Below are 24,684 nucleotides of genomic sequence, written 5' to 3' on the forward strand. Positions count from 1 at the left end.
GGCAGGCAGGCGGGCGGACAAGAATTGGTGAAGCGGGGGCGGGGTCGCCTCCCCAATCAGCCGCGCTTGCGGGCCTGCTCGACCAGGCCGCGCGCCAGGCGCCCGGCGGTGTCGACATAGTCGAGATCCCGATGGATCAGCATCACGGTGGTGGCGCCGTCCAGAAGGATCACGAGCTGGCGGGCCAGCGTCTCTGCCCCAGCCACGCCGTGATCGCGCAACTCCGTCTCGAGCCAGGCCTCGAAGCGCTTCTTGTGCGCGGCGCCGGCCTTGACGGCCGGATGTGCCGGCGTGTTGGCGAGCTCGGCGATGGTGCGCAGGAAACCGCAGCCGCGCCAGCGCGGCGTATTCACGGAGCGTCCGAGCTTGACGAAGAGACCGCGGACCTTGTCGGCGACGGTGCCGTCGGTCTCGGCGAACCAGCGCATGTAGAGCTCCAGCGTCGGCTGGTCCCTCGCGGCGATGGTCTCTGCGACGAGCTCGTCCTTGCTGGTGAAGTGATAATAGAGCGTCTTCTTGGTAACGCCCGCCTTCTCGGCGACCGCGTCCATGCTGACCGCCCGGATGCCCTCGCCATAGAACAGGCGGGTCGCCGCAAGGACGATCTGCTCGCGCGTGGTGTCACCTCTTTCCGACATCCAGGCAATGTATACTGCCTAGTGAGTATACACAACAAGGCGGCTGTGGCTGACTTCCGTCCGACTGCTTGACCTGGAAGGAGCTGCGACTTGTCCGATTTGATACTCTGGGAAACACGGGGCGCGACCGCGCTGTTGACGTTCAACCGCCCCGGCAAGCTCAACGCTTTGAGCTACGCTCTCATCGACCGGCTGACGGCGATCCTCGACCGCATCGAGGATGATGCGAATGTTCGCGCGGTGGTCCTGACCGGGGCGGGCGATCGCGCCTTCTCGGCGGGCGCCGACATTGCCGAATTCTCCGAGAGCGCGAGGCGCGGACCGGACATTGCCGTGAAGGACTTCGTGCGCCGCGGGCAGGCGATGACGGCCCGCATGGAGGCCTTTCCAAAGCCGATCATCGCCGCGGTCAACGGCATCGCCTTCGGTGGCGGCTGCGAGATCACGGAGGCCGTGCATCTGGCCGTCGCCAGCGAGCGCGCGACCTTTGCCAAGCCGGAGATCGCGATCGGCATCACGCCGACCTTCGGCGGCACGCAGCGGCTGCCGCGGCTCGCCGGCCGGAAGCGGGCGCTGGAGCACCTGCTGACCGGAGATTCCTTTTCACCACAGCGAGCCCTGGAGATGGGATTGGTCAACCGCATCGTGCCGCATGCGCAGCTTCTCGACGCCGCCTTCGCACTGGCGGATCGGATCTCGCGGCATTCGCAGCTGGCGGTCGCCCGCGTGATCACGGCCGCCACGCGGGGCCTCAACGTCTCGATCGCGGAGGGCCTTGCCATCGAGAGCGAGCAGTTCGCGCGCATGGCCGCGACGGCTGAAACCCGCGAGGCGCTCGACGCCTGGCTGGCCGCCCGCGCGTCGCGGTAGGGGGCTGCCGGATCTTTCGCGACGCCGGCAACCAAGGATTCACCATAACAGCGGGCACGGCGCGTCGGGGAGATGAATCCGCAACCCATCCTGTCCATTGTGGCCCGACCCGCGCCGCGCAGTGCGCCCAGGGAACCCAGGAAGACAGGTATTTTCGCGGTGTCCGACGTGACCGATACAGCACGATGGTTGGCGCCCTCGGCCCCGGCCGCGAGGCGGGGGATCTGGCTGTCCTGCCTGATCGCGCTGACCGCGCTGTTCGTGTTCGGCAACCTCGCCAACTATGCCTTGCTCGACCTGAGATATGGCTGGGATCTTCTCGTCAATTGCGCGGCGGTCGATGCGCACCGAGCGGGGCTCGATCCCTACTTCGTCAAGAACCTGAAGGGCACCAGTTTCTCCTATCCCTATTTGCCGGTGACGCTCGACGTGTTCCGCCCGCTTTGCGCCGGTGGCCTTCTCGTCGATCATTACATGGGCCTCTATTTCGTCCTCGCCGTGCTCTGCGGGCTGCTCCTGCCCGGGCTCGGCCGAACGCGTCCGCGCGATGTCGCACTGAGGGTGTTGTGCGTGCTCGGCGCTTTCGTCGGTTTCGAATGGGTGCAAGTCTCGGGCAACTTCGCCATCCTGAGCGGCGTGCTGACCGCGATCGCGTTGATGCTCCTGCTTCGTGCGCCGACCGCCGGCGTGCCGGAAGAGCCGGGCTTTGCCTTGCGCCTCGCCGGTGCCGCGCTGCTCGGACTCGTGATGTCGTTCAAGCTGGTGTTCTTCCTGGTGCCGGCCGCGCTCTATCTTCTGCCGCTGCCGCGCGGCCGCAAGCTGCTGCTGATGGCGGTGGCGGCGTTCAGCTTCGCCTTGCCGATCCTGATATCGCGGCTGTTCTATCCCGATCTGTTCGCGAGCTGGCTGCTTGCGATCGGGGGACGAATTCCGGGCCAGCACGCCGTCGATCTCGTGGAGATCAATCCGTCGCTGCTGCTGCTCGCGCAGAATCTGCTGCATCATGCCGGCCTCGAGAGCAGGCCGGCCGTGCTCGCGACCTATGCGCTCGCCGCGCTCGCGCTCGTGCTCGTCCCGTTCGCCTTGTCGGTCCTGCGCGTGGCTGCGAGCCGGTCCGTGAGGGAAGGGGGATCGCGTTGGTCGCAGCTGGACCGCTGGCTGATGGATCATCCGCGCGCGGCCATGCGGATCACGGTGCTGGCCATGTTTGCGCTCTATCTCTGCTCGCCCAGGCTGAAGGAATACGCCTTCTTCGAGCTCGCGCTCTATGCCGCCATTCTTGTCGCCGACCTGCCGGTCCGCCCGCTCGCGGCCTTTCTCAGCGTCGGCCTGATCGCTCCCGCGCTGATCTCGCTGACGCGGACGACGCTCGAGGGGACTTTTGTCCTCCTCGTCGCCGCGTTGATCTGCTTCTGGATCCTGCTGCTGGATTTTCGCGCGGAGCCAGAACGCCTCGAGATGGAGGGCGCGAGCCCATGACTGACATCGCCGCGCCCGCGGAGGGCGGAAAACATATGGCCTTTGCCACTGAGACGCCGGGGAGCAATTGGCTGACCCGCTTCATCCTGGCGTTGGCGGTGCTGGTCGCAATGCTCGTCGCCATCGACATGGGCATGGACGGAACGTTCGGCTGGGATGCGCGGGTGAACTGCGCCGCCGTCGATGCGCATGTCCAGGGTCTCGATCCCTATTTCGTCAAGAACCTCAAGGACACCAAGCTCTCTTATCCCTATCTTCCGGTGACGCTCGATGCCTTCCGCCCGATTTGCGCCGGCGGTTTTCTCGTCGCGCACCACAAGCCGATCTTTCTCCTGCTCACGCTGATCTCTGCGCTGCTGCTGCCCGGTCTCGGCAGGTCCCGGCCGGGCGCGAGGGACATCGCGCTGCGGCTCATGTGTGCGTTTGGCGGCTTCCTCGGCTTCGAATGGATCGTCGCCACCGGAAATTTCGCAGCCCTGAGCGGCCTGCTGACGGCCGCATCGCTCGCCTTGCTGCTGCGCCCCGCACGGTCGGGCCAAGGCGCCGGCACAAGCCTGGCACCGCAGCTTGCAGGCGCCGCGTTGCTCGGCCTCGTGACCTCGTTCAAGCTGGTGTTCTTCCCGGTTCTGGCCGCGCTCTATTTCCTGCCACAGCCGAGAGGCCGCAAGCTTGTCCTGATCGCCGTCGCTTCCGGCATGTTCGCCCTCCCGATCCTCGTCTCGCTGGTGATCTACCCGGACCTGTTCAGGAGCTGGCTGAGCGCGATCCTCGGCCAGATCCCCGGGCAGCATTCGCCGGGCAACGAGGTCAATCCGTCGCTGCTCTTCATCGGGCTGACGCTTGCGGACAGGATCGGGCTTGCCGGCAGCAAGCCGGTGGTTGCCGCGATCTACGGCCTGCTCGCGCTCGCGCTGGTGCTCGCACCGCTCGCGATCTCGGTGTGGCACATGATCGGGGCGTGGCGCCCGGCGCGCAAGGCTTCGCCGCTTCAGGTGCTCGACGACTGGCTGGTCGCCCATCCCGAAACTGCGATGCGCATCACCGTGCTCGCGATGTATGCGCTCTATCTGTGCGCGCCCAGGCTGAAGGAATATGCCTTCTTCGAGGTCGCGCTCTACGCCGCCGTTCTCGTCGTCGAGCTGCCTGCCGTCCTGATGGCCGCCGTGCTCGCGATCGCGATCGCGATCCCGATCCTGGCGTCGGTCTCGGGCGTCTTCATCAGCGGCTTCGCCCAGCTCACCTTCGCGCTGATCTGCTTCTGGCTGCTGCTGCCGCGTGCACCCTCGGGCGATGCGGCGCCTCGGTAGATCCGATCTTACCGGGACGAGGCCTGTCGACGCGTGTAGAGGCTGACATAGGCGCCGGTGTACTCTTCTTTCCAGCCTCTCTCGCCGACCAGAAACTGCCGCAGCGGATCATGGGCCCTGACCCAGAGCACCGCGTCGATCGTGTACTTGCTGATCACCTTGTCCCAGCTGGCTGCGTCGATGTCCCAGCGAACCAGCTCGTGGTAGTCGCGCAGCAACTCATCCGGATAGGCAGTCGCCGCCCGTCCGTCGACGAAGACGGGCACTGATCCCCGCGTCCTGAAGATCAGGAGCCCGCCGACATTCCAATGGTTCAAGAGGCGCGCGTGCGAGACGTTCGCCTCGAGATAGCTTGCATCCTTCTCCGAGAGCATGTCGGGCAAGGCCAGAGCCGTGCGGACCTGCATGAAGGTGAACGGCAGCAGCAGCACGCCGACCACGCCTGCCGCCAGCATCGCGCGCCGGACCTCGGAGCCCGAAAACCGCCTCGGCAGCAGCCGGTCGAGATGGAGCGCCATCGGGACGCTGGAGAAGAGGAAGAAGAACGCGGTGTACCTGAACTGATAGAGGCCGAGAAACAGGAAGAGCCACGCCAGCACGCGCGCCTCGAGGGGAACGCGGGTGGTGTTGCGGTAGCGCAGCTCCAGGACGACGAACGTCAGCGCATAGACGATGCCGGGAAGGCTCCCCGGCATCTCCATGTTGAAGAAGTACGAGCGCCACTCGCCGATATCGGCCTGGACGAAATGACCGAGCGTCGCCCTCACGCCGTCATAGACGTGCCATCCCAGCGGATTGACGAAGATCGCGATGACGCAGCCCACGCCCGCCAGGCAGTTGTTCCGGAAGTTGGTCCAGTCGCGCCGCAGCAGGGCGATGCCGCCGAACACGCCGAGGATCGGAAAGGCGAGCATGAAGCCGCCGTGCAGATTGACCCAGGCGACCATCATCGGCGGCAACAGGAACCAGTTCCGCCGCCGCAGGCATTCGCCGTAGAACACGACCGCGAACAGCATGGTTGCGATGTTCGGCGAAGCCGCCAGATACATGTTGGGCGAGGCTTCGTAGCAGGGATAGAGCAGGCACGCGGCGAACACCGCGATGCAAATCGCGGGAGCCGATGCACCGCTGCTGAGGCCGCAGAAGGTCAGATAGCCGGTGATGACCGCGCCGCAGGCGACGACCATGAGCACGATCCCGGCAAAGCCCGCGTGCTGATACAGCACGCTCGCCATCACGTCCCACAGCCAGGACAGATTGTACCAGCGCCGGTCGCCGAGGGTGAACGCCCACGGATCCTGGAAGGGCACCTCGCCCTGCTGCCTGATCAGGTCGCCGGCGGCGAGGTGCCAGCCGAGATCGTAATGGCCGAGCAGCAGCGGCCCGTTCGACAGATAGAACACGGCGAGGAAGGCGATCAGGAAGAGGTAGACCTCGAACCCGTGCCGGTCACGTCCGGACGCGGCTTGTGCGTCGCCAATCCCGGGCCGGGACCAATCCTCGCGCGCGTCCATCGGAGCTCTCACCATCGCAGCCAGCCGCGCCAGGCTGCCATGTGCCCGGGTCTGCATTGCTTTAGCGGGAGACGCTCTAAGGCGGAGTAAAGGGGCCGGTCGCACCGAACGGGTTCTCGCATCAAGGGTATGTTGGTGAACCAATGATTGTGCTCCCGGCGGCGATCGCAGGCTTGCTTCATCGGATTCCGCCCCAAGGCCGATCGCGTTTGCACGCTATCTTGTGGCAGCCGTGATGGCCTTTTGTCGCCATCGGCGCGGGTCGACGGGCGTGGCATGTGCGGCGGTGCGCTCTTCGTATGACACGCTGAGGTTGACGGTCGATTGCCGACGACGTATCAATATTGATCTTTGCTGATCATTTTCGTTGCCCATTGCCTTGATTGTCGAACAATTTTTTAAGGCCGTCGTCGTGCGGCCGCAGGAGGATTGCATGACCAAGAAGCCGAAGGCCGCGATGTCGGTCGTCAGCCTGGATGGACAAGACCATCCCTTCGCACTCCTTGCGCCCTTGTCCGATGCCGCCCCCTTGGTGGCTGAGGTCAAGCCCCAGGTCATCACTGCAGCAAAAATGTCGGCGATCGGCCGATACGAGTGGAAAAACCGCGGCGTCGCCTGCATCGGCTACACTGCAGGCATGGCGGTGGCTTACGCGTCGGCTTACGCCCGATTGCAGGCGCATGATCCCGTCGCGGACCGGATGGCGCGCGCTCTGGAGCCGGCGTTCGTCGATTCCCACGGCAATCTGAAGGGAGATGCCCTGTCCTGGTACGCTGACCAGTTGAGAGCCATCGGCATGGGCACGGCGACGTCGGCCGAACGCCTGCGAGCCCTGTTCGTGCTGCTGCTCGGTCTCGGGATGCGGGAGAGCAGCGGGCGCTTCTGTGAGGGACGCGATCGGCACGCCAACAACCGGGCCGCTGACACGGCGGAGGCGGGGCTGTTCCAGATGAGCTTCAACCTCGTTGCGCCGCGTGCCGAATTGCTCGACGTCTTCCACCACTATCAGGACCATCCCGATGAGGGGCTCCGCGAGATATTCGAGGTGAATATGCGGCCGCGGGAAAACGACGACGACCGCGAGAATTTCGGTGACCCCAATTCCCGGGGCTTCGCCTTTCAGAGGCTCAGCAAGCAATGTCCGGCCATGGTGGTCGAGATCGCGGCGCTGGGGCTGCGGGAGCAGGCGGGACATTGGGGACCGATCATCAATCGCGCCGCGGAGGTACGGTCGGCGAGCAAGGAATTGCTGCTGGCGGTGGAACGGATCGTCGATGCGCCCGCCATCGCGGAGGCCGGGCCCGCCGCGCGGGGGCTCGGCGCAGACGCGACGCTGAGCCGTGCGGATCTCGCCCGCCGCTTTTCGGCACCGGTTCCTCTCGCCTCTCTGCTGCCCATCAACACGGGGTTATCGAGTGCCAAGGAGGAGACGATGATCTCGCTCCTCGGCTCGCCCCATATGCCTCTCACGACCGTCGGGCAGAACGAGCGCGCGTCCGATCTTGTCAAGCGCAACCTCGTGCTGGAGCGAATGTCGCCGCTCTTCCGCCTGACCGGCCTCAAGCCCGCGGTCGACGACGTGAAAGCCGTTCTGACGAAAGCGTTCGCAAAACAGCCCACTCTCGCGGAGGTTCTTTCGACAGAAGGCATGCTCAGCGTGCGCATGCGCAAGCCGACCAATGGTTCGGTCAGCACCCACGTCTCCAATCACGGCTGGGGAACGGCGGTGGATTTCAAGGTCGTCGGCTTCGACGCGCCCGCGAACACCGGTGCGACCGTGCCGGAGTTCATTGCGCTCCTGATTCCGCTTTTCAATAAGGCGGGTTGGTACTCAGGCGTCGCCTTCAACGACACCATGCATTTCGAGGTCTCGGAGGAGCGCATCCGGGAATGGGCGAAAAAGAAACTGTTGAAGTAGACCGGTCGTGCCGGGAGGGCCTTTGTCGTCTCGACGTCGCCTGGAATCGACTGTGCTGGGCGGAAGCCGGGGTGCGGCGTGGCCGTGAACAGTCGGCTGCCAAATCTGCAATGCCGCTCCCGACCGGGCTGTCGCAACGCCAGCTGCCGTCAAATCTCGTGGTGCGGGCAGCCGGGGTCGAACCGGCACAGCGCTTGCGCACCGAGGGATTTTAAGTCCCTTGCGTCTACCAATTCCGCCATGCCCGCTTGATCCAACGAGATCAAACACTTAAGTCCATCCCCGGGCGTCTGGAATTGGTGCTTTGCGTCTGCCGGGGACGTTCTTCCTTAAGCGAGCCGGGCGCACAAGGCAAAGCCTCAATCCGGACACCGGGAGTTGCTTTAGGCATTCTCAATCCAACGGGACTATTCATCCGGCATGTCTGCTTCGTTCTCCTCTTCCCTGCGCGGCCTTGGTGCGCTCCTCGCGCTGCTTGTGGCCGGCGCCGCGCTGTCCGGCTGCGCCGGCATGAGCGAGACCATCGCGCCGGCTTTTGCCGATCCCGCCAAATACGAATTGTACGACTGCAAGCAGCTGGAGGCTGAGCGCAAGACGCTCGCCAAGCGCACCGACGACTTGCGGGGGCTGATGGAGAAGGCCGAGACCGGGGCAGGTGGCGCGGTCGTGTCCGAGCTCGCTTATCGCAACGATTATGTCGCGGTGCGCGGGCAGGCCCAATTGGCCGAGGACGCCTGGCGCCGCAACAGATGCCGGGAAACGCCGCCCGAGGCGACACCGCCTGCGCCGTCACCCGCCGCAGTCAAGCCCGCACCGAAATCGGGCAGAGCGGCCCGCTGAAGCGCGGCGCCGTCGGCGCTTCGTCTCAGGGCCGCCAGCCGTAGATCCAGTCCTGCCGTGCCAGCATGCGGTCCGGGCCGAGCGCGCGGATCGCAAGGTCGCGCGCGACCGCAAACGGTCCGCTCAGGTGATAGATGCGGCCCTGCTGCCGCGCGGTCCGCTGCACCCGCCGCACACGCGCCTGGCGCGCGCGGCCATATTGCGCCAGCGCGGCCGAGATCCCCGCGCTGCTCTCGGCGGCCTCAAGACTCAAATGCCGGGCGAGCACGGCGGCGTCCTCGATCGCCATGCCGGCTCCTTGCGCTGCGAAAGGCAGCATCGCGTGCACGGCGTCGCCGAGCAGCGCCACCGGACCCTTGCTCCAGGGGCAGCCGTCGGGCACGCCGAACAGCGCCCATTTCCGCCAGCTGTCGACCGTGGCGAGCATCATGCGCGCCGAGGCCGGCCAGCGTGGGCCGGCAAAGGCGTCCATCACCTCGAGGGGATCGCCTGATGTGCTCCAGCCGGGCCTGTTCCAGGTGCCCGGCAGCACGGCGACCACGTTGATCTGCCGTCCGCCCGCGATCGGATAGGCGACGAGATGGGCATTCGGTCCCATCCAGAGCTGAACCCGGCGCGCGGTATAGTCCTTCGGCAGTTGCGTGGCGTCCAGCGTGCCGCGCCAGGCGATCAGTCCGGAGAAGCGCGGCTGCACCTCGGGAAACAGATGCTGGCGCACCGTCGACCAGATGCCGTCGGCGCCGATCAGCGCGCCGGCGAGATCGCTGCGGCGGATCGTGCCGCTGCGATGGACGACCGTCAGGCCCTTGGCATGAGGCGCGGCGTCTTCGAAGGTCGCGCCCAGTTTCAGGTCGACGTCGGGATGGTCGGCAACGGCGCCGGCCAGCGCCGATTGCAGATCGGCGCGGTGGACCACCCAATAGGGCGCGCCGGCCCGCAGCGAAGCGGCGTCACCGAGCGGCATGCGCAGGAGCTCGCCACCGGCCCGCGCGCTCATGATCGAGACCGCCTCCGGCACGACGGCGCGCAGCTTGAGGCGCTCGGCGAGGCCAAGCTCCACCAGCACGCGGCTGGCATTGGGGGAGAGTTGCAGTCCGGCGCCGACTTCCTCGAGGCGCTCGGCCTTTTCCAGCACGACGATGCGGAAGCCACGGGCGGCGAGCGCGAGCGCGGCCGTCAGCCCTCCGATGCCGGCACCGGCGATGACAATCGTTCGGGAGAGCGCCACCCCTGACCGGTGGAGGCGGTCAGGCCACCTTGTCCTTCAGCACGCATTCCGGCGGACGGGCTTCGCCCGCCTTCAGGTCGGCGGCAAACCGGTACAGCGTCGAGCAATAGGGGCAGATGATCTCGTTGTCGTTGCCGAGGTCGAGGAAGACGTGCGGATGGTCGAACGGAGGGTTGGCGCCCACGCACATGAACTCTTGCGAGCCGATCTCGATGACGGGGACACCGGCATCGTTATGGAAGTGCGGGACGACATGGTCGGACATCGTAACTCATCCTGGAGTGGCAATGGCGGCAGACACAATCAAGAACTGACGCGGCATCTTTGAGGCGCCGCGGACCATACTGGCGGGTGTGGATGATTGCTAGTCCAGCGGAACCGAAAGGCCCGCAATTGCCCCATGCTCATTTGCTCATGCAAATTCGACACAATCTTGGGGCCTGAGAGAAGCCCTTCTTTCGTCGGGGACGTTGTGTCGCAATTTTGGCATACTATGTCTCTCGGAGAAGCGAATTTGCGCCGAAAGACGAATCATCCTGCGCCAATCGATCCCGAGGACCGTAGGGCTTTTCCAGATCTGGCTTTTCCACATGAAATGGCTGCGAATCACCACAGCTCTGACCGGTATCGCGGCCTGCGGATTCATGCTCGCGCAGGTAGCACCGCACGCCCGTGAGGCCGGCGCGATCCTCGCCGCCCAGGACGATCCGGCCGCGCTCTCCGAGCTCAAGCTCGATTCATTGCTGCGGCAGAATGGCCGCCTGGTTCAGGACAACGTCGAGGCCGCGCTCGCCGCCGGCGATGCCGATCTCGCCGACAGCTTTGTCGCGCTGGCGCGTGACCGCAACATCGCGCTGCCCGACGAGCTCCTGAGCCGCGTTGGCGAGGCCGTCAAAGCCGAAGCTTCCACCTCGCACTTCGCCAAGCGGTTCGCCACCGGCCTCGTCACCGGCAACGCCGATGACGTTGCCAGCCTCTCCGGCACGGTGGCCGGCGATCTCTTCGTGATCGGCGACGTCAGGGACGTGGTGCGCGAGGGCAAGCATCTGGCCATGGGCGAGGACACCGACCGCCTCGTGCTCGGCCTTGCGGCTGCAGGCCTCGCTGTGACCGCGGCGACCTACGTCTCCGTCGGTGGCGCGGCGCCGGTGCGGGCCGGGCTGACGCTGGTGAAGGATGCGCGGAAAGTCGGGCGGCTCGGCGAAGGCCTTGCCGTGTGGGCCGGCCGCTCCGCGCGCGAGGTCGTCGACACGCCGATGCTCCAGAATGCGGTCGCCAGGGGTTCGGTGTTCCGCCCGGGCGAGACGGTGGGCGCGATCAAGGCCGCGTTCCGCGCCGAGAAGGCCGGTGCGCTGGTCCGGCTCGGCAAGGACGTGACGCGCGTCGCCGAGAAGACCGGCACGCGCGGGGCGATGGATACGCTGCGCATCGCCGAAGGTCCGAAGGACGTCGCACGCGCGGCGCGGCTCGCGGAAGCGCAGGGCGGCAAGACGCGCGCGATCATGAAGCTGCTCGGCCGCGGCGCGCTGCTGCTTGTCGGAGGCGCGTTCGATCTGGCGCTGTGGCTCTTCGGTGCGGCACTGACGCTGTTCGGCCTTCTCTCATCCATCAAGGCGACCACCGAGCGCCTCACCCAGGCCTGGTGCGATCGCAAACGGGCGCGGCGGCTGCGCCGTGCCCGGATCGCAGCCGAAGCGGCTCTGGCGAACGCGGCCGTCTCGGCCTGAGGCGCCCGGCGCTTCGGGTTATTGTTTGAGCATGATGTTGCCGGAAAACGGCTGCACACTTTCCCGGATCGTGCTCTAAGATCAATCATTCCCCGCAACACTACGGAACTGATGATGCCGAGCTTTCACAACGGCGCCGTTGAAATTGCCTATCTCGACGAAGGCGAGGGCGATCCGATCATTCTGGTGCATGGCTTTGCCTCCAGCAAGAACGTGAACTGGGTCTATCCGACCTGGGTTTCCGAGCTGCGCAAGAACGGCCGGCGGGTGATCGCGCTCGACAATCGCGGCCATGGCGAAAGCGCAAAGCTCTACGATCCCGCGCAGTACTCGATTCCCGTGATGGCCGGCGACGTGCTCGCGCTGATGGATCATCTCGCCATCCCGCAGGCCGACATCATGGGCTATTCGATGGGGGGCCGGATGACGGCCTGGCTGTCTCTCAACGAGCCGCAGCGGCTGCGCTCGGCGATCCTCGGCGGCATCGGCATCGGCGGCCTGATCGAGGGCACCGGCCCCGGCGAGAACGTTGCGAAGGCGCTGGAAGCGCCCGCGCTCGACGACGTCACCGATCCCGTCGGCCGCACGTTTCGTGCGTTTGCGGATCAAACCCGTTCCGACCGCAAAGCGCTTGCCGCCTGCCTGCGCGGCACGCGCGATCTCATGACGAAGGACGAAGCCGCGCGCATCGACGTGCCGGTGCTGATCGCAGTCGGCTCGACCGACGACGTCGCAGGAAGCGCCAGCGCGCTCGGCGAAATCATCCCCGGCTCCGAAGTGCTCGACATCCCGAACCGCGACCACATGCGCGCGGTCGGCGACAAGGTCTACAAATCAGGCGTGCTGGACTTCCTGTCACGCCGAGGCTGAGGTGGCAAAGAGCCAGGAGGCTGTCGCCTGCCAATCTGATTTCGGTGACGACCGCTGCTTCACACCGCCTTGTCGCTGAACGCGGCGGGAAGCGTGGCGAGGAACGACATGACGCGCTGTGTGCGCAGGGGCGGGCGGCGGCCCGAGGGGCGCAGCATCCATAGAGGTTCCCCGGACGCGCGCCACGGCGCCAGCACTTCGACCAGTCGGCCGGTGCGAAGGTCTTCGTTGACGAGCCACGCCGGCCCCCAGCCTACCCCAAACCCATTCGCGACCAAAGCGAGCGAAGCGTGCGCGTCATCGCAAATGTGCTTGGGCTTTGGCGTGACGCGAATGGGTGCTTTGCCGCGCGGGTTGGCGAAGCGCCACGTCAGGATCTGACCGCTCGCGGGATTCCGGAAGCCGACGTGGTCGTGCGCGGAAAGCTCGTCTGGAGTGGCCGGCGCGCCGCGCGCCTTCAGATAGGCGGGCGAGGCGCAAGCGATCCAGGAGAACGTGCAAAGCCGCCGCGCCTGATGACCGGGCGCGCGGTCGAGCGGCCCCGAGCGGATCGCGATGTCGACGCCTTCCGCCGCGAGATCGAGAATCTCGTTGCGGAATTTGACCTCGATCTCGATTTCCGGCCGTTCCCGCAGGAACGCCGGCAGTCGCGGCAGGATGCAGGCGCGCGCGAACGAAGCGGGGGCGGTCACGCGCACCCGTCCGCCTTCGTCGCGCGCGACTTCGCCGAGCGCGGATTGGACATGGGCGAGACTTTCGACCAACGCGCGTCCCGCCGCCATCAACCTGTCGCCCTCCGCCGTCAGCGCCAACGAATGGGTGGAGCGATGCAGGAGCCGCAACCCGCGAGCCTTTTCGAGGCGGGCCACTGCCTTGGACATCGCCGAGGTGGTCGTCCCCGCCCGCCGCGCGGCTTCGGCGAAGGAGCCCGCCTCGACGACGCGGACGAAGGCAAGAAGACGCGAGAGGTCGGGAGGCAAGGTTGTTGTGGACATGTAGTCCACATAGTCATGGCTGCGCAGGCACTACAAGAGGCATTCCCGGACGGCTAAATCGGGGGCGTCAGCGCGCATTCTGCGGCGCAGGAAACGCGGGAAATCCCATGAACCTCATCGAAATCACCCAGGAAGCCCTCGATGCCGCCGAGCGAGCTATCCCACCGGGACAGCCGATCTACATGCTCAATCTGCTGCGCTATCGCGCCCAGGCGCATTACGAGGACGGATTCGACGCCGCGCCCTGCTCGGGCCGCGAAGCCTTTAATGAACGCTATAGGCCGGCATTCCGCCGTCTTGCGGCCGGCAAGCCGCTGGTGCGGATATTTTCCGTGCCGGTCCTTGCGAGCCTCGTCGGCTCGCCGAGCGAACGCTGGGACGAAGCGGCGATCAATGAGTACGGCGATTTCGCTACCTTCCGCTCGATCGTCGAGACCGAGACTTACCAACGCGAAGTCGCCCCGCACCGGCACGCGGCGCTCGAGGATTTCCGGCTGATCGCGCTCGCCAAGGCGACGTGAACGCATGGAAGCGAATGAATGCGCTCGCTGCCTGGACGAAGCCAAGCGCGAGAACGCTTCATCCCAATCTCACCGCGCTTTGACGTCGTCGCCAAACCGTCGCGCCACTGCCATCAGCACCACGAAGGTCGCGACCCACACCATCCGCGCGCCGTAGCGATCGTGCGGGCCGGAGATGACGGCGCAGATGAAGGCGTTGCCGAGCAGCGCCAGCGTCACGGTCGCCGCCAGCAAGGTCAGGTCGTCGAGCCGGCGGCTGGCGAGTGCACGGGCGAGCAGCGCAAACAGCGCCAGCATCGAGGCCAATGCGACGGGCACGTGCAGCCAGTTGACATAGTCGAAATTGACGCCCCAGTGCTGCTGCCGTGCCGCGCGCATCGGCGCGGCCTGTGCGGGGATATAGCGCTCGATGATGCCGCGGGTGTGCGGGATCCAGCCATTGGTGCCTTCGCCGGTCGCCACATGCAGCAATTGCTGCGCCATCGCGCGGAGCGCCGCGCCGGCCTGCCAGGCCGGATAATCCTTCAGCGACTGCACGACGATGTAGCCCATCTCGTCGTTGAGCCCATCGAAGCGGCCGAGCGTGTTGAACATGCTGTTGCCCCACAGGAATTCGTCGGCGGTCGCCGGCAATTCGTTGCGATAGGGACAGAGCTTGAATGTCTCGCGCGGGCAATGATCGCTGAGGTAACGCGCGACGATGCCGTCCTGCATCATGCGGCCGAAGGCGACGCCGTAACCACCGGGCGTCCAGGCGACCTTGCCGGACAACGCGTAATTCGCCGAGACCAGCATCACGCCGCCCGCCACGATGGTGAGGCTCGCCTGCGCCAATCCGGCGAGCGGAAGGCGCTGCTTCAGAAACGGCCGGGCCATCCAGCCCACGGCACAAAGACCGAGCAGCACGCCGAGCGTGGCGCTGTGGGTTGCCGCGGCGAAGGCGGTGAAGACGAACAGCGCGATCTTTTCCGGCGTCGAGGTGCGGCCCGCGCCGACCACCAGCAAGAACAGCGACAGCACCGAAAGCCCGGCGAAGATGTCGGTGAGCAGCATGCTCGCAAGCCAGGGCAGCGCGGTCGACACGATCAGGCACAGGCTGATCGCGACGAAGCGCAAGGTCTGCATCATCGAGAGCACGCGCAGGGTGAGCTGAAGCAGCCACAGCGTCGCCAGCGACTGGACCGCGAGGTTGACCCAGAAGCCGAAGCTCTCGCCGTAGTGCAGATAGAGGCCGAACACCGTGGAGCGGCTCGGCACGAGATAACCCTCATACCACCGCGCCAGATAGCCGCCGGTATCCCATTGCAACAGCGGATAGCCGTTCCAGAACGCCGGCGCGATCATCAGCAGGGGCAGAGCCACCGCCGCCAGACGCAGCCCAAGCGCATCAGCGGCGCGCGCGCGCAATTGATCGGTGGTGATGCTCAAATCCGCTCCCGTCCTCGCCCCGAACCATGCTCGCAATAACGGTCGGGAGAGAATTCACCAATAGTTTGACGCCGCCCGGCTTGAATTTGGCAGAACTCTGACCACTTTGAGCCAACCTTGCCGCTTGGGGGCGTCAGAAGAAACCGTGGTGTTTCAACATCTTGACGTGCTTTCGCGACGCAACGTGCTGTTCACTCTCAGGCAAGCCCGATAGGGCTTTGTCGCCTAGACTATGCTATAGAGCCGGTCACACGAGCCCCATTCACATGGGCAAATCCCAAAGAGCGAATCCATGGCAGTGCATCAGGTCAATCCGGGAGGAAAGCTCGCATCGCTCGACCCGATCTGGGATCGGATCCGGGGCGAAGCGGAGGACATCGTCCGTCGCGAGCCGGAGCTTGCGACCTTCATCTATTCCTCGGTGCTGCATCACAGCCGCCTGGAGGACTCGGTCGTTCACCGCGTCGCCGAGCGGCTCGATCATTCCGCGCTGTCGGGCGACCTGGTGCGCCAGGCCTATATCGACGCGCTGCGCGACGATCCTGACATCGGCAACGCCTTCCGCGCCGATCTCGTCGCCGTCTACGACCGCGATCCCGCGACCTCGCGCTTCATCGATCCCTTGCTCTACTTCAAGGGCTTTCACGCCATCCAGACCCATCGCCTCGCGCACTGGCTCTATCTGAGGGGCCGCAAGGATTTCTCGTATTATCTGCAGAGCCGCGCCTCGGCGGTGTTCCAGACCGACATCAATCCCGCCGCGCGCATCGGCCGCGGCATCTTCCTCGACCACGCCACGGGGTTCGTCTGCGGCGAGACGGCTGTCATCGAGGACGACGTCTCGATCCTGCACGGCGTCACGCTCGGCGGCACCGGCAAGGAGAACGAGGATCGTCATCCCAAGATTCGCCATGGCGTCTTGATCGGCGCCGGCGCGAAGATCCTCGGCAATATCGAGATCGGCCATTGCGCGCGCATCGCCGCCGGCTCGGTCGTGGTCAAGCCGGTGCCGCACAATGTCACGGTCGCGGGCGTGCCCGCCAAGATCGTCGGCGAGGCCGGCTGTGCCGAGCCGTCGCGCACCATGGATCAGATGATCAACGCGATGGGGCTGTGAGTTCGCGTGCAAGGGCCGGATTTTCCGGCCCTTTTCGTCCCCAAATTCTTTGGCAATTCATGCTGGCGGTTCGCCGCATCTCGTCCTAAAACCCGCCGACCAATTTCGATCGGAGACTTGCCGTGGACGTCAAAGAAGTCAGAAAGTTAGATGCGTATCTGAAGCGCGTATTCGGCAATCCCAAGATCCGCGTCGTGCCGCGGCCGAAGAAGGACGATTCCGCCGAGGTCTATATCGGTGAGGAATTCATCGGCGTGCTCTTCGTCGACGACGAGGACGATGACCGCTCGTTCCAGTTCCAGATGGCGATCCTCGAAGACGATCTCGTCGATCAGGAATAGTTCTCGACGCCTCTCGTGTCCCGGACGCGCTGCCGCGTGAAACGCTGCTGCGCAGAGCCGGGACCCGGGAGCCACACGGCGCCTGTCTGCAACATGGGCCCCGGCTCAGCAGTGCGTCGTCGAAGAGACGATGCGCTGCGTCTGGGGGCACGCACCGGGATCGAGGCGCGCTCTTCCCGCACCGTCATTGCGAGCGAAGCGAAGCAATCCAGGAATCTTTCCGCAGAGGGATTGTGGATGGCTTCGCTGTGCTCACGCTGACAGCCCAAATCCACTTCGAAAAACACGAAACATCACAGGAGCTTGTCTACTGTGCATGGGGTTGTTTTCGCAGTTTTTGCATCGAGCGCGTGGCCTCAAGGCCGGCGTTCAACCCTTCGGCCCGCGCAGCTGCGCGGTCAGCCTGTCCATTGCCTCCGCCGTCTCGCGCCATTGCGACAGCCAGCTTCGTGGAAAGCGGAAGGTGAGGTCGGCGCCGCCGACGCGGCGCTCCGACAGGCACATCCCGGGCGTCGCGGCATCGCGCGTGCAGCGCGCGGTCAGCGCCGGGCTTGCGGCGGAATAGAGATCCTCGCTGCCGTAAGGCGTGTCGGCGCGAAACATCCGCATTGTCAGGCCGTCCGCGGGCGTCACGGCAGCCTGGTCGAGATAGCGCGGATAGATCGTGGCTGTACGCTGCTCGGGCGAGAGCGCATCGTGATGCGCCGAGATCGACAGGAAGATGCGGTCGATCGATTGCACCGCCGCTTCCACGGTGTCGGCGGTGACGTGCTTCGGCGCGCCGGGCGGCTCCAGCGAGGGATAGACGAAGTCGAGATCGATGCGCTCCTGCGGCCCGGAGTGACGCTGGATCTTCATGCGGATCGCGGTCACCGGCAGGTTGAACAACGTGCCGCCGACGCTGACCGGCAGCTTGTCGGGAGCGTTCGCGCCGCCCGAGCCCCAGGTCGGCCACAACAGATAGGCGACCAGTGCGACCGCGCCCATCGCCGCCGCGCTGCCGAGCACGATCGGCACGACATGCGCCCGGGGGCGCGTGCGTGGGGATCCGATGGGAGCTGCCGAAAACATCGTCATGAGCTTGCGCAAGGTCGAGCCGGACGTCGGCCGGTGGCCGACGAATCAGCGGCGAATATGCCACGCGGCGGCGATTTCGCGCAGCGTTCCCGGCTGCGGGGCGCGGGGGCAGCCCTGCGCGGGCGGGGCGGCGGCGTTAACCTTCCCTTAAGGATAATGTAGCGTTAACCAGCCCTTTTTGTCACAGGAAGGCGGTGGCGTTGCGTAAGGGCGGACCGTTCCGATGACACCTGAAGCTTTCAATACCCTCTTCTCGATCGGCATCGGTTTCGCGCTCGCGGGCGCGCTCGTGAACGGATACCAGGCGCTCGCGCAGCGGCCCGCCGGCTTCGGCCTGCTGCAGGACGGCGTGGCGCCGAAGACCTTCGCGGCGGTTCCGTTCCTGGTGTTCGCCGCGCCCTTCATCATCATGCGCAACACGCTGCGCGGCATGCGGGTGGAAAGCCGCCGCGTGGAATTCGTGATGATGGCGACCCTCATCGCCGGCTTCTGGAGCATGATGAGCGGCACCTTCTTCCTGATGACGCTGCGCGCCGCCGGCGTTCTGGCCTGATGCCGCCGCCTTGGCCGCTGCCGACGCGGCGGCCCTTTGCGTCAACGCTGCGGTTTGGCTATGCCTGTGGTCGACGTGACAGGAGACCTCCATGGCGATCTACGAGCTCGACGGGCAGGCGCCCGACCTTCCCGCCGACGGCAATTACTTCATCGCCGAGACTGCGACCGTGATCGGCCGCGTGCGCCTGAAACCGGGCGCGAGCGTCTGGTTCGGCGCGGTGCTGCGCGGCGACAATGAGTGGATCGAGATCGGCGAGGGCGCCAACGTGCAGGACGGCTCGACCTGCCACACCGACCTCGGTTTCCCGCTCGTCATCGGCAACAACTGCACGGTCGGCCACAACGTCATCCTGCACGGCTGCACCATCGAGGAGGGCGCTCTCGTCGGCATGGGCTCGATCGTGATGAACGGCGCCAGGATTGGCCGCAACAGCATCGTCGGCGCCGGCTCCGTCATCACCGAGGGCAAGGAATTTCCCGAACGCTCCCTGATCATCGGCTCGCCGGCGCGCGTGCTCCGCACGCTCGACGATGCGCAGGTGCAGCGAATGGGAAGCGCGGCCAGGTTCTATGTCGCCAACGGTCCGCGCTTCAAAAAGGGCCTGAAGCGGATCGGTTGACGCTCGGGCGATATCTGCCCGGTCCCGCGCACACGGTTCCGTGCCGTAAAAATACCGGTTGAAACTTTAAGCCTCCGCTAGCGCCGCACCGGTATCGTGGGGTGTTTTCAACCAGGGGGAGCTGCGCCATGAATGCTGCGGCACCGGCATCCGGCCTCGTCGCCGGAACAAATCTATTGAAGAAGCTCGTTCGCTTCGCGCGCGGCGCCGACACGCTGAGCGTCGCGGAGAAGGTCTACAGCATCGCTGCCTTCCTCGCGATCGTCACCACATTCCTGCTGGTGATGTCGGTGCAGACCGTACGTCTGCAGACGACGTATCGCCACATGCATGTGTCCTCCGCGGAGGCGGCGATCGCCGTGGGGCGCGTCAATGCGCTGATCTACGCCGTCGTGATGGAGTCGCGCGGCATCTACATGTCCACCGATCGTCGCGCGATGATGCCGTTCGCGGATAGGCTGAACCAGCGCAACCGCGAACTGGCCGACGCGGTGAAGAGCATGGAGCGCACCGTCAGCAATGACGATGCCGAACTGTTCGCTGCCTTCCGCCAGCGCATCGCGCAATTCATCGATTTCCGCAAGGAGCTGGCGCGGCGCGGCGTCGAGATCAGCTCCGCGGCGGCGCGCGAGTGGGGCGACAACGCCGTCAACCGGACGCTGCGCAGCCAGCTCAACTCAGACCTCGAAGCGCTCGAGCAGATCTACAGGCAGCGCGCCCTCGATGCGGACGCGCTCGCCGACGAGAACCGCTACGCGGCGGCCTATCTTTTCGCGCTCGGGCTCGCGGCGCTGCTGTTCGCGGGATTGAACGTCGTCGTCATGCGCGGCTCCGTGGTCGGCGCGCTGGCCGATATCACGCAGGCGACCGACAGGATCGCGCAGGGCGACGTCAAGAGCGAGGTGCCGCATCTCGGACGTCACGACGAGATCGGACGTCTTGCCCGTGCGGTGCAGAATTTCCGCGACGCGGTGGCGCGCATCTTCGAGCTCGAGGAGCTCGAGCTCGGCACGGCGCAGGCACGCGACGCGGCGATGACCGAGCGCGACACGTTCAATGACAAGTACCAGGCCAAGAAGTGGCAACTCTCTGCCGCGATCAACAGCATGCCGCAGGGCCTGGTCATGCTGGACGGCAAGGCCAACGTGGTCGCGATGAACGCGAATTATCGGCAGATCTACAATCTGCCCGAGACGATCCAGGCCGGATCGACCCTCGAGGAAATCCTCCAGCACCGGGTGAAGAGCGGGCTGTTCGATGGCGACGTCACGAAATACGTCGCGGCGGTTCTCGGCCGGATCGCCAGGCGCGAGCCGGCGGCCTACGAGATCGCCTTGAACGACGGCCGCACCATCAAGATCTACGAGCGACCGATGGACGGCGGCGGCTGGGTGTCGGTGCAGGAGGACGTCACCGAGCAGCGTCAGCGTGAGCGCATTCTCGAGCGCATGGAGCGCTTCCTCGCCACCATCATCGAGAACGTGGCCGAGGGCATCATCGCCAAGGATGCGCGCAATCTGCGCTACGTCTTCGTCAACAAGGCTGCCGAGAAGATGATCGGAATGTCGCGTGGCGAGATCATCGGCAAGACCGCGCGGGAATTGTTCTCCGCGGAAGCGGCCGCGCTGATCGAGCGGCGCGATCAGCAGCTGCTCGCCCAGAAGCAGCAGCTCGAACCGATCGTCGACACCATCGACAATCCCACGCGCGGCCGCCGCGTGATCTCGGCCCGCCGGGTGCAGATCGGCGGCGCCAACGAAGAGTCCCACATGTTCGTGACGATGGTCGAGGATCGGACCGAGGGACTGGTCGCGGCCGCGTAATTGCCGGCGCGCCGCGGCACGGCGTGTCAGCGGCCTTCGGATTGGCCCGCTTCGATGGTGCCGGCGATCTTCTCGTGGCCGGCGGCCCACAGGGCATGCTCGTCGCTGCCGTTTTGGTAGGGATTGGCCTCGGCCGGAATGGTCTCGCGCGCGGCGCGTTCGCCCTCCGCGAAGGGATCGCGATCTGTCATTGTCATTGGCCTCCTCAAGCCATCAAGCCGGTGTGGCGGCAATTGTTCCGGAACCGGACTTCGCAGCAGCGGTTGACCGGCGAAGGAGATTTCCAATGGCCGCATCGCCCGCAACCGCCTCACTCAAGACCATGATGCTGATCTTCGCGCTCGCGGCGATGCCCGCAATCGCCTTCGCACAGGCGGCCGGCGGGTCTGCCGGATCGAGTGGTGGTCCTGCGGGCTCGACCGGGGGTGTCGCCAATTCGCCGGCTCCGCCGCCTGGCACCAACAGTCTCGGCACGGCTCAGTCGTCAGGACCGGGCGGTGGAGGCGGCGCCGCCACCGGCGGCGGGACAGACGCGGCCGTCAATGCCGAGAATCGCCTGCTCGACAAGAAGCTCAAGAGCATCTGCCGCGGCTGCTGAACGCTCGCGCGGAAGTGAGGCAGTGTGGCTGTCCCGAATGCCCTGGTGACGCTAGCTTGATCCTGCTTTGAAGCGTGGAGCATGTCCATGCGGAGGAATCGAGTGATGTTACGCAGGATGATGATGGCGGCGCTGGCCGTTGCAGCGATTGGGCTGTCGGTGCCGCATGTGGCCGAGGCGCGAGGATTCGGGCACGGTGGCTGGGGTCACGGTGGCGGCTGGGGCCATGGCGGTCACTGGCATGGCGGCGGCTTCTGGCCGGGAGTGGCGATCGGAGCGGGCATCGCAGGCGCCGGCCTGTACGGCGGCTATTACGGCTACGGCTATGGCTACCCCTATTACGCCGTTCCCGACGACTATGGTCCTGCCTACAACGATGGCTATGGCGGCTGTTACGTGGCGCGCAAGCGCGTCATGACGCCTGCGGGATGGCGGTATCGCCGTGTGGACGTCTGCGAATAGTGCCTCGGCCAGAGGCGACCGACCAAAAAACAAGGCCGTTGACGCAGTATACCGTCAACGACCTTGCCAGCCCCGGACATTGAAATCGGCTCACGCCATCCGGTAATCGCGAGCATCGCGCGGAATCATACGGACGAATGTGATCCAGTTCACAAGTCGGAAAAATTAGTCCCGTTGTGAGCTGCTCAGCCGCGCGAGCGCTTGCGCGCACTGGCGTGGACGCGATGCCGCACCGGTTTCCTGCGGGTAACCGCAGGCGTCTCGACGTCGGTCGATCGTGCGCTGGCGAACGATTGCCGCAGGCCGTCGATGGACTCGTTCAGCGAAGCGACCTGTTCGGACAGGCGCTTGGTGTCGGCCTGCTGCGCCGCCATCAGCCGCTTCATCGTCTGGAGCTGGTCCTGCACGACCTGGAGCTGGTCGATCGATTCCTGCTGGGTCGCCTCCAGCCCCTTGGTCTTCTCGACGAGTTGCTCGGAGGCCTGGGCCGTCCGGGCCTGGAGCTGCCGCGATGCCACCACCCGGTCGGCTTCTGGTGCGGCGCCGGTATAGGCCCGCCAGATCGCTATCGAGGTCACCCCCGCGATCAGGAGCAGGAGGGCAGCGGCGGTCAGCGCGATGGGCTGGGCGCCAAGGCGAAGCAGGGGGTGGGACCGTGTGTCCTCTGCGAGATCGATCATCGCTGACAAAATCCAAATTGAAACTTGGTGAGTGGCGAAGACCGGCAAGCCGAAAGCCGCCGGGGCGTCCCGAAAGCGTTACTGTTCGGCAACAATTGGGACCAAAAAGAGGCTGGTCTGCTCAGATCAGTGCAATAAGCGAGGAAAGAGGTCTCTTGTTACCTCTTGGGCCATCGTCTCCGGCTCAGGCCGGATCGCTGCGCCCTGTCCGGGGAAGCGGTGCCAGCCGGATCGATCAAGGCCGGGCTAAAGCATGATCCGGAAAAGTGCGAAGCGGTTTTCCGAAAAGATCATGCTTAAACAACAACCTAAAGCGCGATGACGATCATCCTGATCGCATCGCGCTGTAGGCCGTGATCCGTATCAGAATCGGTAGGCGAGGCCGACCGTCGCAGTGTGGGTGCGGTCCTTGACGCGGGCGGTGAAGCGGTCGTCGAACCCGATCCCGACTCCCCCTGCGGCGAAGAAGGTCTGGGTCGAAGTCCCGAAATCGGCATAGCGGTAATCGACGCGCGCGAGCCAATGGCCAATCATGTGCTCGACACCGCCGCCGAGGGTCCAGCCGGCTTTGGTCGATGCAAAGGTTTCATTGTGAGCACTGCCGAAGCAGAAGGAGTTTCCGGGAACCACAGTGCAACTGGCGTTCAATTCGAGGCGGTGCCACGCCACGCCGCCGGAGCCGTAGACCAGTGTGTCGGGCGCTACGAGATAACCGAGACGGCCACGGAAGCTGCCGTCCCATGTTTCCTTCACGGTGCCGGATGGAAGGCCGACAAAAGGGACGCCGAAGAAGAGCCCAGCCGTCCCCGGTACGGGATTCGTCGTCTTCTTGTTGTCGGCCCAGCCAACATCGGCCTCGACGCCGGCCACCCAGGATGTCGAGATCTGCGCGTTGTAACCGAGATAGCCACCGAACCTCGCCGCGACGCTGTCGATCGCGCCGCCGGTGCCGCCCGTAGGTACGATCGCGCCGGCACCGAAAGTCGGGGCAATGTCGGAGGTCTGCCAGTCATTGTCTCCCCAGCGTGCGCCGATCGAAACACCGGCGTAAAATCCCGACCATGTCGGCGCGGCAGCCGGCGGCGCCTTCACCGGCAAGTCAGCCGCCAGCACCGGGCTCATCAGGGCGGCCCATGCCAGCGTCCCGACAACCGTCGAGATCAAGTATTTTGCTGCGTTCAGCCCCACCGCGCGCTCCGAATCTGCAAATGATTTTCGCAAGCTCGCAGTTCCCAGCATCGGCAGCAACCAAGGCGGAACTCGCAGCCGCAAAACGATCCCGATGTTGCCGCAGGGACACGCCTATGTCGCGGCCCCGAGATCAATCGGTGCTGCAGCACCTACGGCTGGAAGCCCGACAGCATTCCGTCATAGGCCTTCGGCCGCGGCGCCGCGTAGGGGCCGAGCCGCGACGTCTTCAGTCCAAGCCGCACCAGTGATTCCGCCAGCGTCACCGCCGCCGCGACGCCGTCGATCACGGGCAGGCCGTGGGTGGTCGCGAGCTCAGCGGCGAGATCGGCCATGCCGGCGCAGCCGAGCACGATGGCTTCCGCCCGATCGTCGCGGATCGCGGCGGTGATCTCGGCGGAGATCTTTGCGAGCGCGTCGGCGTTGCGTTCTTCCAGCGCGAGCACCGGCACCTCGGCGGCGCGAACGCGGGCGCAGCGCTCGGCGAGACCGTATTTCCGCAAATTATGTTCGATCGGCACGATGGAGACGCCGAGCGTCGTCACCACGGCAAAGCGCGCGGCGATCAGGCTCGCCATGTGGAAGCCGGCTTCGCCGATGCCGATCACGGGAGCCTTCGCAACGGCACGCGCGGCGTCGAGGCCGGTGTCGTCGAAGCAGGCGATGATGTGGGCGTCCGCACCGTCGCGATCGGCCTCGCGGATGCAGCCGAGCATGCCGGGGACAGCGAAGGCTTCGTCGTAAAATCCCTCGATCGAGACCGGGCCCATCGCCGGCTGCCGCGCGTCGATCGTCGTGTCGGGCAGGGCGACCGCGCGTGCCGCAGCGCCGATCTTCGCCGTCATGGACGCAGTGGTGTTGGGATTGACGATGTGCAGTCGCATCTCG

Annotated in this window: 26 protein-coding genes and 1 tRNA gene; 15 read left to right on the forward strand and 12 right to left on the reverse strand. The window is 65.6% G+C overall.

The window, feature by feature from the left end:
- Positions 1–56 precede the first annotated feature (56 nt).
- Positions 57–638, reverse strand: coding sequence for a TetR/AcrR family transcriptional regulator (locus CO669_RS04570; protein ID WP_097658416.1), 582 nt, complete (start codon positions 636–638; stop codon positions 57–59).
- Between the two features lie 90 nt (positions 639–728).
- Here CO669_RS04570 and CO669_RS04575 point away from each other — a divergent pair, with 90 nt between their 5' ends.
- The 3 genes from CO669_RS04575 to CO669_RS04585 all read left to right on the forward strand — a co-directional run bounded on the left by CO669_RS04575 (position 729) and on the right by CO669_RS04585 (position 4,294).
- On the forward strand, positions 729–1,508 hold the full coding sequence (locus tag CO669_RS04575; RefSeq protein ID WP_097658428.1) for a crotonase/enoyl-CoA hydratase family protein: 780 nt from the start codon (positions 729–731) through the stop codon (positions 1,506–1,508).
- Positions 1,509–1,676: 168 nt separating this feature from the next.
- Complete coding sequence (locus CO669_RS04580; protein WP_245444159.1) at positions 1,677–2,987, forward strand: hypothetical protein; 1,311 nt, start codon at positions 1,677–1,679, stop codon at positions 2,985–2,987.
- Entirely contained in the window at positions 2,984–4,294 is a 1,311-nt protein-coding gene (locus CO669_RS04585; protein WP_097658440.1) for a hypothetical protein, read from the forward strand. Before CO669_RS04580 ends, CO669_RS04585 begins: the two co-directional genes overlap by 4 nt.
- An 8-nt stretch (positions 4,295–4,302) precedes the next feature.
- Here the strand turns inward: CO669_RS04585 and CO669_RS04590 are convergent, their stop codons facing one another.
- The gene (locus tag CO669_RS04590; protein WP_349626998.1) at positions 4,303–5,865 is read right to left on the reverse strand and encodes a hypothetical protein; all 1,563 of its coding nucleotides are present in this window, start codon (positions 5,863–5,865) and stop codon (positions 4,303–4,305) included.
- A 376-nt stretch (positions 5,866–6,241) separates the two neighbouring features.
- Between CO669_RS04590 and CO669_RS04595 the strand changes: the two genes are divergently transcribed.
- Positions 6,242–7,726: a M15 family metallopeptidase gene (locus tag CO669_RS04595; protein ID WP_143278618.1), complete on the forward strand. Its 1,485-nt coding sequence runs from the start codon at positions 6,242–6,244 to the stop codon at positions 7,724–7,726.
- A 159-nt stretch (positions 7,727–7,885) separates the two neighbouring features.
- Here CO669_RS04595 and CO669_RS04600 read toward each other — a convergent pair.
- Positions 7,886–7,974 (reverse strand) — tRNA-Leu (locus CO669_RS04600).
- 172 nt (positions 7,975–8,146) lie between these two features.
- Between CO669_RS04600 and CO669_RS04605 the strand changes: the two genes are divergently transcribed.
- Complete coding sequence (locus CO669_RS04605) at positions 8,147–8,566, forward strand: twin-arginine translocation pathway signal (RefSeq protein ID WP_097658467.1); 420 nt, start codon at positions 8,147–8,149, stop codon at positions 8,564–8,566.
- A 25-nt stretch (positions 8,567–8,591) separates the two neighbouring features.
- Here CO669_RS04605 and CO669_RS04610 read toward each other — a convergent pair whose 3' ends face one another.
- Together CO669_RS04610 and CO669_RS04615 are read right to left on the reverse strand one after the other, a co-directional pair.
- Positions 8,592–9,794: an FAD-dependent monooxygenase gene (locus tag CO669_RS04610; protein ID WP_097658507.1), complete on the reverse strand. Its 1,203-nt coding sequence runs from the start codon at positions 9,792–9,794 to the stop codon at positions 8,592–8,594.
- Positions 9,795–9,813: 19 nt separating this feature from the next.
- On the reverse strand, positions 9,814–10,059 hold the full coding sequence (locus tag CO669_RS04615) for a zinc-finger domain-containing protein (RefSeq protein ID WP_007602543.1): 246 nt from the start codon (positions 10,057–10,059) through the stop codon (positions 9,814–9,816).
- Between the two features lie 325 nt (positions 10,060–10,384).
- Here CO669_RS04615 and CO669_RS04620 point away from each other — a divergent pair, with 325 nt between their 5' ends.
- Together CO669_RS04620 and CO669_RS04625 are read left to right on the forward strand one after the other, a co-directional pair.
- Entirely contained in the window at positions 10,385–11,521 is a 1,137-nt protein-coding gene (locus tag CO669_RS04620; protein WP_097658519.1) for a hypothetical protein, read from the forward strand.
- 114 nt (positions 11,522–11,635) lie between these two features.
- Positions 11,636–12,391, forward strand: coding sequence for an alpha/beta fold hydrolase (locus tag CO669_RS04625; RefSeq protein WP_097658952.1), 756 nt, complete (start codon positions 11,636–11,638; stop codon positions 12,389–12,391).
- Between the two features lie 59 nt (positions 12,392–12,450).
- Here CO669_RS04625 and CO669_RS04630 read toward each other — a convergent pair whose 3' ends face one another.
- Complete coding sequence (locus CO669_RS04630) at positions 12,451–13,386, reverse strand: LysR family transcriptional regulator (protein ID WP_097658953.1); 936 nt, start codon at positions 13,384–13,386, stop codon at positions 12,451–12,453.
- Between the two features lie 107 nt (positions 13,387–13,493).
- Between CO669_RS04630 and CO669_RS04635 the strand changes: the two genes are divergently transcribed.
- A complete protein-coding gene (locus CO669_RS04635; RefSeq protein ID WP_097658534.1) occupies positions 13,494–13,907 on the forward strand; it encodes a hypothetical protein in 414 nt (137 codons plus the stop codon).
- Positions 13,908–13,976: 69 nt separating this feature from the next.
- Here the strand turns inward: CO669_RS04635 and CO669_RS04640 are convergent, their stop codons facing one another.
- Complete coding sequence (locus tag CO669_RS04640; protein ID WP_198963832.1) at positions 13,977–15,335, reverse strand: hypothetical protein; 1,359 nt, start codon at positions 15,333–15,335, stop codon at positions 13,977–13,979.
- Positions 15,336–15,627: 292 nt separating this feature from the next.
- On the opposite strand from CO669_RS04640, the gene cysE reads away from it, so the two are divergent.
- Positions 15,628–16,452, forward strand: coding sequence for a serine O-acetyltransferase (cysE, locus tag CO669_RS04645; RefSeq protein ID WP_097658548.1), 825 nt, complete (start codon positions 15,628–15,630; stop codon positions 16,450–16,452).
- Between the two features lie 122 nt (positions 16,453–16,574).
- Positions 16,575–16,793: a DUF3126 family protein gene (locus CO669_RS04650; RefSeq protein WP_007602550.1), complete on the forward strand. Its 219-nt coding sequence runs from the start codon at positions 16,575–16,577 to the stop codon at positions 16,791–16,793.
- 369 nt (positions 16,794–17,162) lie between these two features.
- Here CO669_RS04650 and CO669_RS04655 read toward each other — a convergent pair whose 3' ends face one another.
- Positions 17,163–17,870, reverse strand: a complete 708-nt coding sequence (locus CO669_RS04655; protein ID WP_097658955.1) for a hypothetical protein — start codon at positions 17,868–17,870, stop codon at positions 17,163–17,165.
- A gap of 223 nt (positions 17,871–18,093) precedes the next feature.
- Between CO669_RS04655 and CO669_RS04660 the strand changes: the two genes are divergently transcribed.
- From CO669_RS04660 to CO669_RS35885, 3 genes are all read left to right on the forward strand, one after another.
- The gene (locus tag CO669_RS04660) at positions 18,094–18,423 is read left to right on the forward strand and encodes a DUF6949 family protein (RefSeq protein ID WP_097658550.1); all 330 of its coding nucleotides are present in this window, start codon (positions 18,094–18,096) and stop codon (positions 18,421–18,423) included.
- A 91-nt stretch (positions 18,424–18,514) separates the two neighbouring features.
- Positions 18,515–19,045, forward strand: coding sequence for a gamma carbonic anhydrase family protein (locus tag CO669_RS04665; protein WP_097658552.1), 531 nt, complete (start codon positions 18,515–18,517; stop codon positions 19,043–19,045).
- 128 nt (positions 19,046–19,173) lie between these two features.
- Positions 19,174–20,868 carry a PAS-domain containing protein gene (locus CO669_RS35885; RefSeq protein WP_097658554.1) on the forward strand — a complete coding sequence of 565 codons (1,695 nt, stop codon included), beginning with the start codon at positions 19,174–19,176 and terminating at the stop codon, positions 20,866–20,868.
- Between the two features lie 26 nt (positions 20,869–20,894).
- On the opposite strand, the gene CO669_RS35610 is transcribed toward CO669_RS35885, so the two are convergent.
- Positions 20,895–21,059 carry a hypothetical protein gene (locus CO669_RS35610; protein WP_210202675.1) on the reverse strand — a complete coding sequence of 55 codons (165 nt, stop codon included), beginning with the start codon at positions 21,057–21,059 and terminating at the stop codon, positions 20,895–20,897.
- A 95-nt stretch (positions 21,060–21,154) separates the two neighbouring features.
- Here CO669_RS35610 and CO669_RS04675 point away from each other — a divergent pair, with 95 nt between their 5' ends.
- Together CO669_RS04675 and CO669_RS04680 are read left to right on the forward strand one after the other, a co-directional pair.
- On the forward strand, positions 21,155–21,466 hold the full coding sequence (locus tag CO669_RS04675) for a hypothetical protein (RefSeq protein ID WP_097658556.1): 312 nt from the start codon (positions 21,155–21,157) through the stop codon (positions 21,464–21,466).
- Positions 21,467–21,571: 105 nt separating this feature from the next.
- Positions 21,572–21,928: a hypothetical protein gene (locus CO669_RS04680; RefSeq protein ID WP_097658558.1), complete on the forward strand. Its 357-nt coding sequence runs from the start codon at positions 21,572–21,574 to the stop codon at positions 21,926–21,928.
- A gap of 185 nt (positions 21,929–22,113) precedes the next feature.
- Here CO669_RS04680 and CO669_RS04685 read toward each other — a convergent pair whose 3' ends face one another.
- The 3 genes from CO669_RS04685 to CO669_RS04695 all read right to left on the reverse strand — a co-directional run bounded on the left by CO669_RS04685 (position 22,114) and on the right by CO669_RS04695 (position 24,680).
- Entirely contained in the window at positions 22,114–22,608 is a 495-nt protein-coding gene (locus tag CO669_RS04685) for a hypothetical protein (protein WP_097658561.1), read from the reverse strand.
- Between the two features lie 363 nt (positions 22,609–22,971).
- Positions 22,972–23,847 (reverse strand): outer membrane protein, encoded by an 876-nt coding sequence (locus CO669_RS04690; protein ID WP_245444195.1) that lies wholly within the window; start codon positions 23,845–23,847, stop codon positions 22,972–22,974.
- A gap of 101 nt (positions 23,848–23,948) precedes the next feature.
- The gene (locus CO669_RS04695) at positions 23,949–24,680 is read right to left on the reverse strand and encodes an aspartate/glutamate racemase family protein (RefSeq protein WP_097658563.1); all 732 of its coding nucleotides are present in this window, start codon (positions 24,678–24,680) and stop codon (positions 23,949–23,951) included.
- Positions 24,681–24,684: the final 4 nt, after the last annotated feature.

This window comes from Bradyrhizobium sp. Y36, assembly GCF_002531575.1.
Taxonomy (GTDB): domain Bacteria; phylum Pseudomonadota; class Alphaproteobacteria; order Rhizobiales; family Xanthobacteraceae; genus Bradyrhizobium.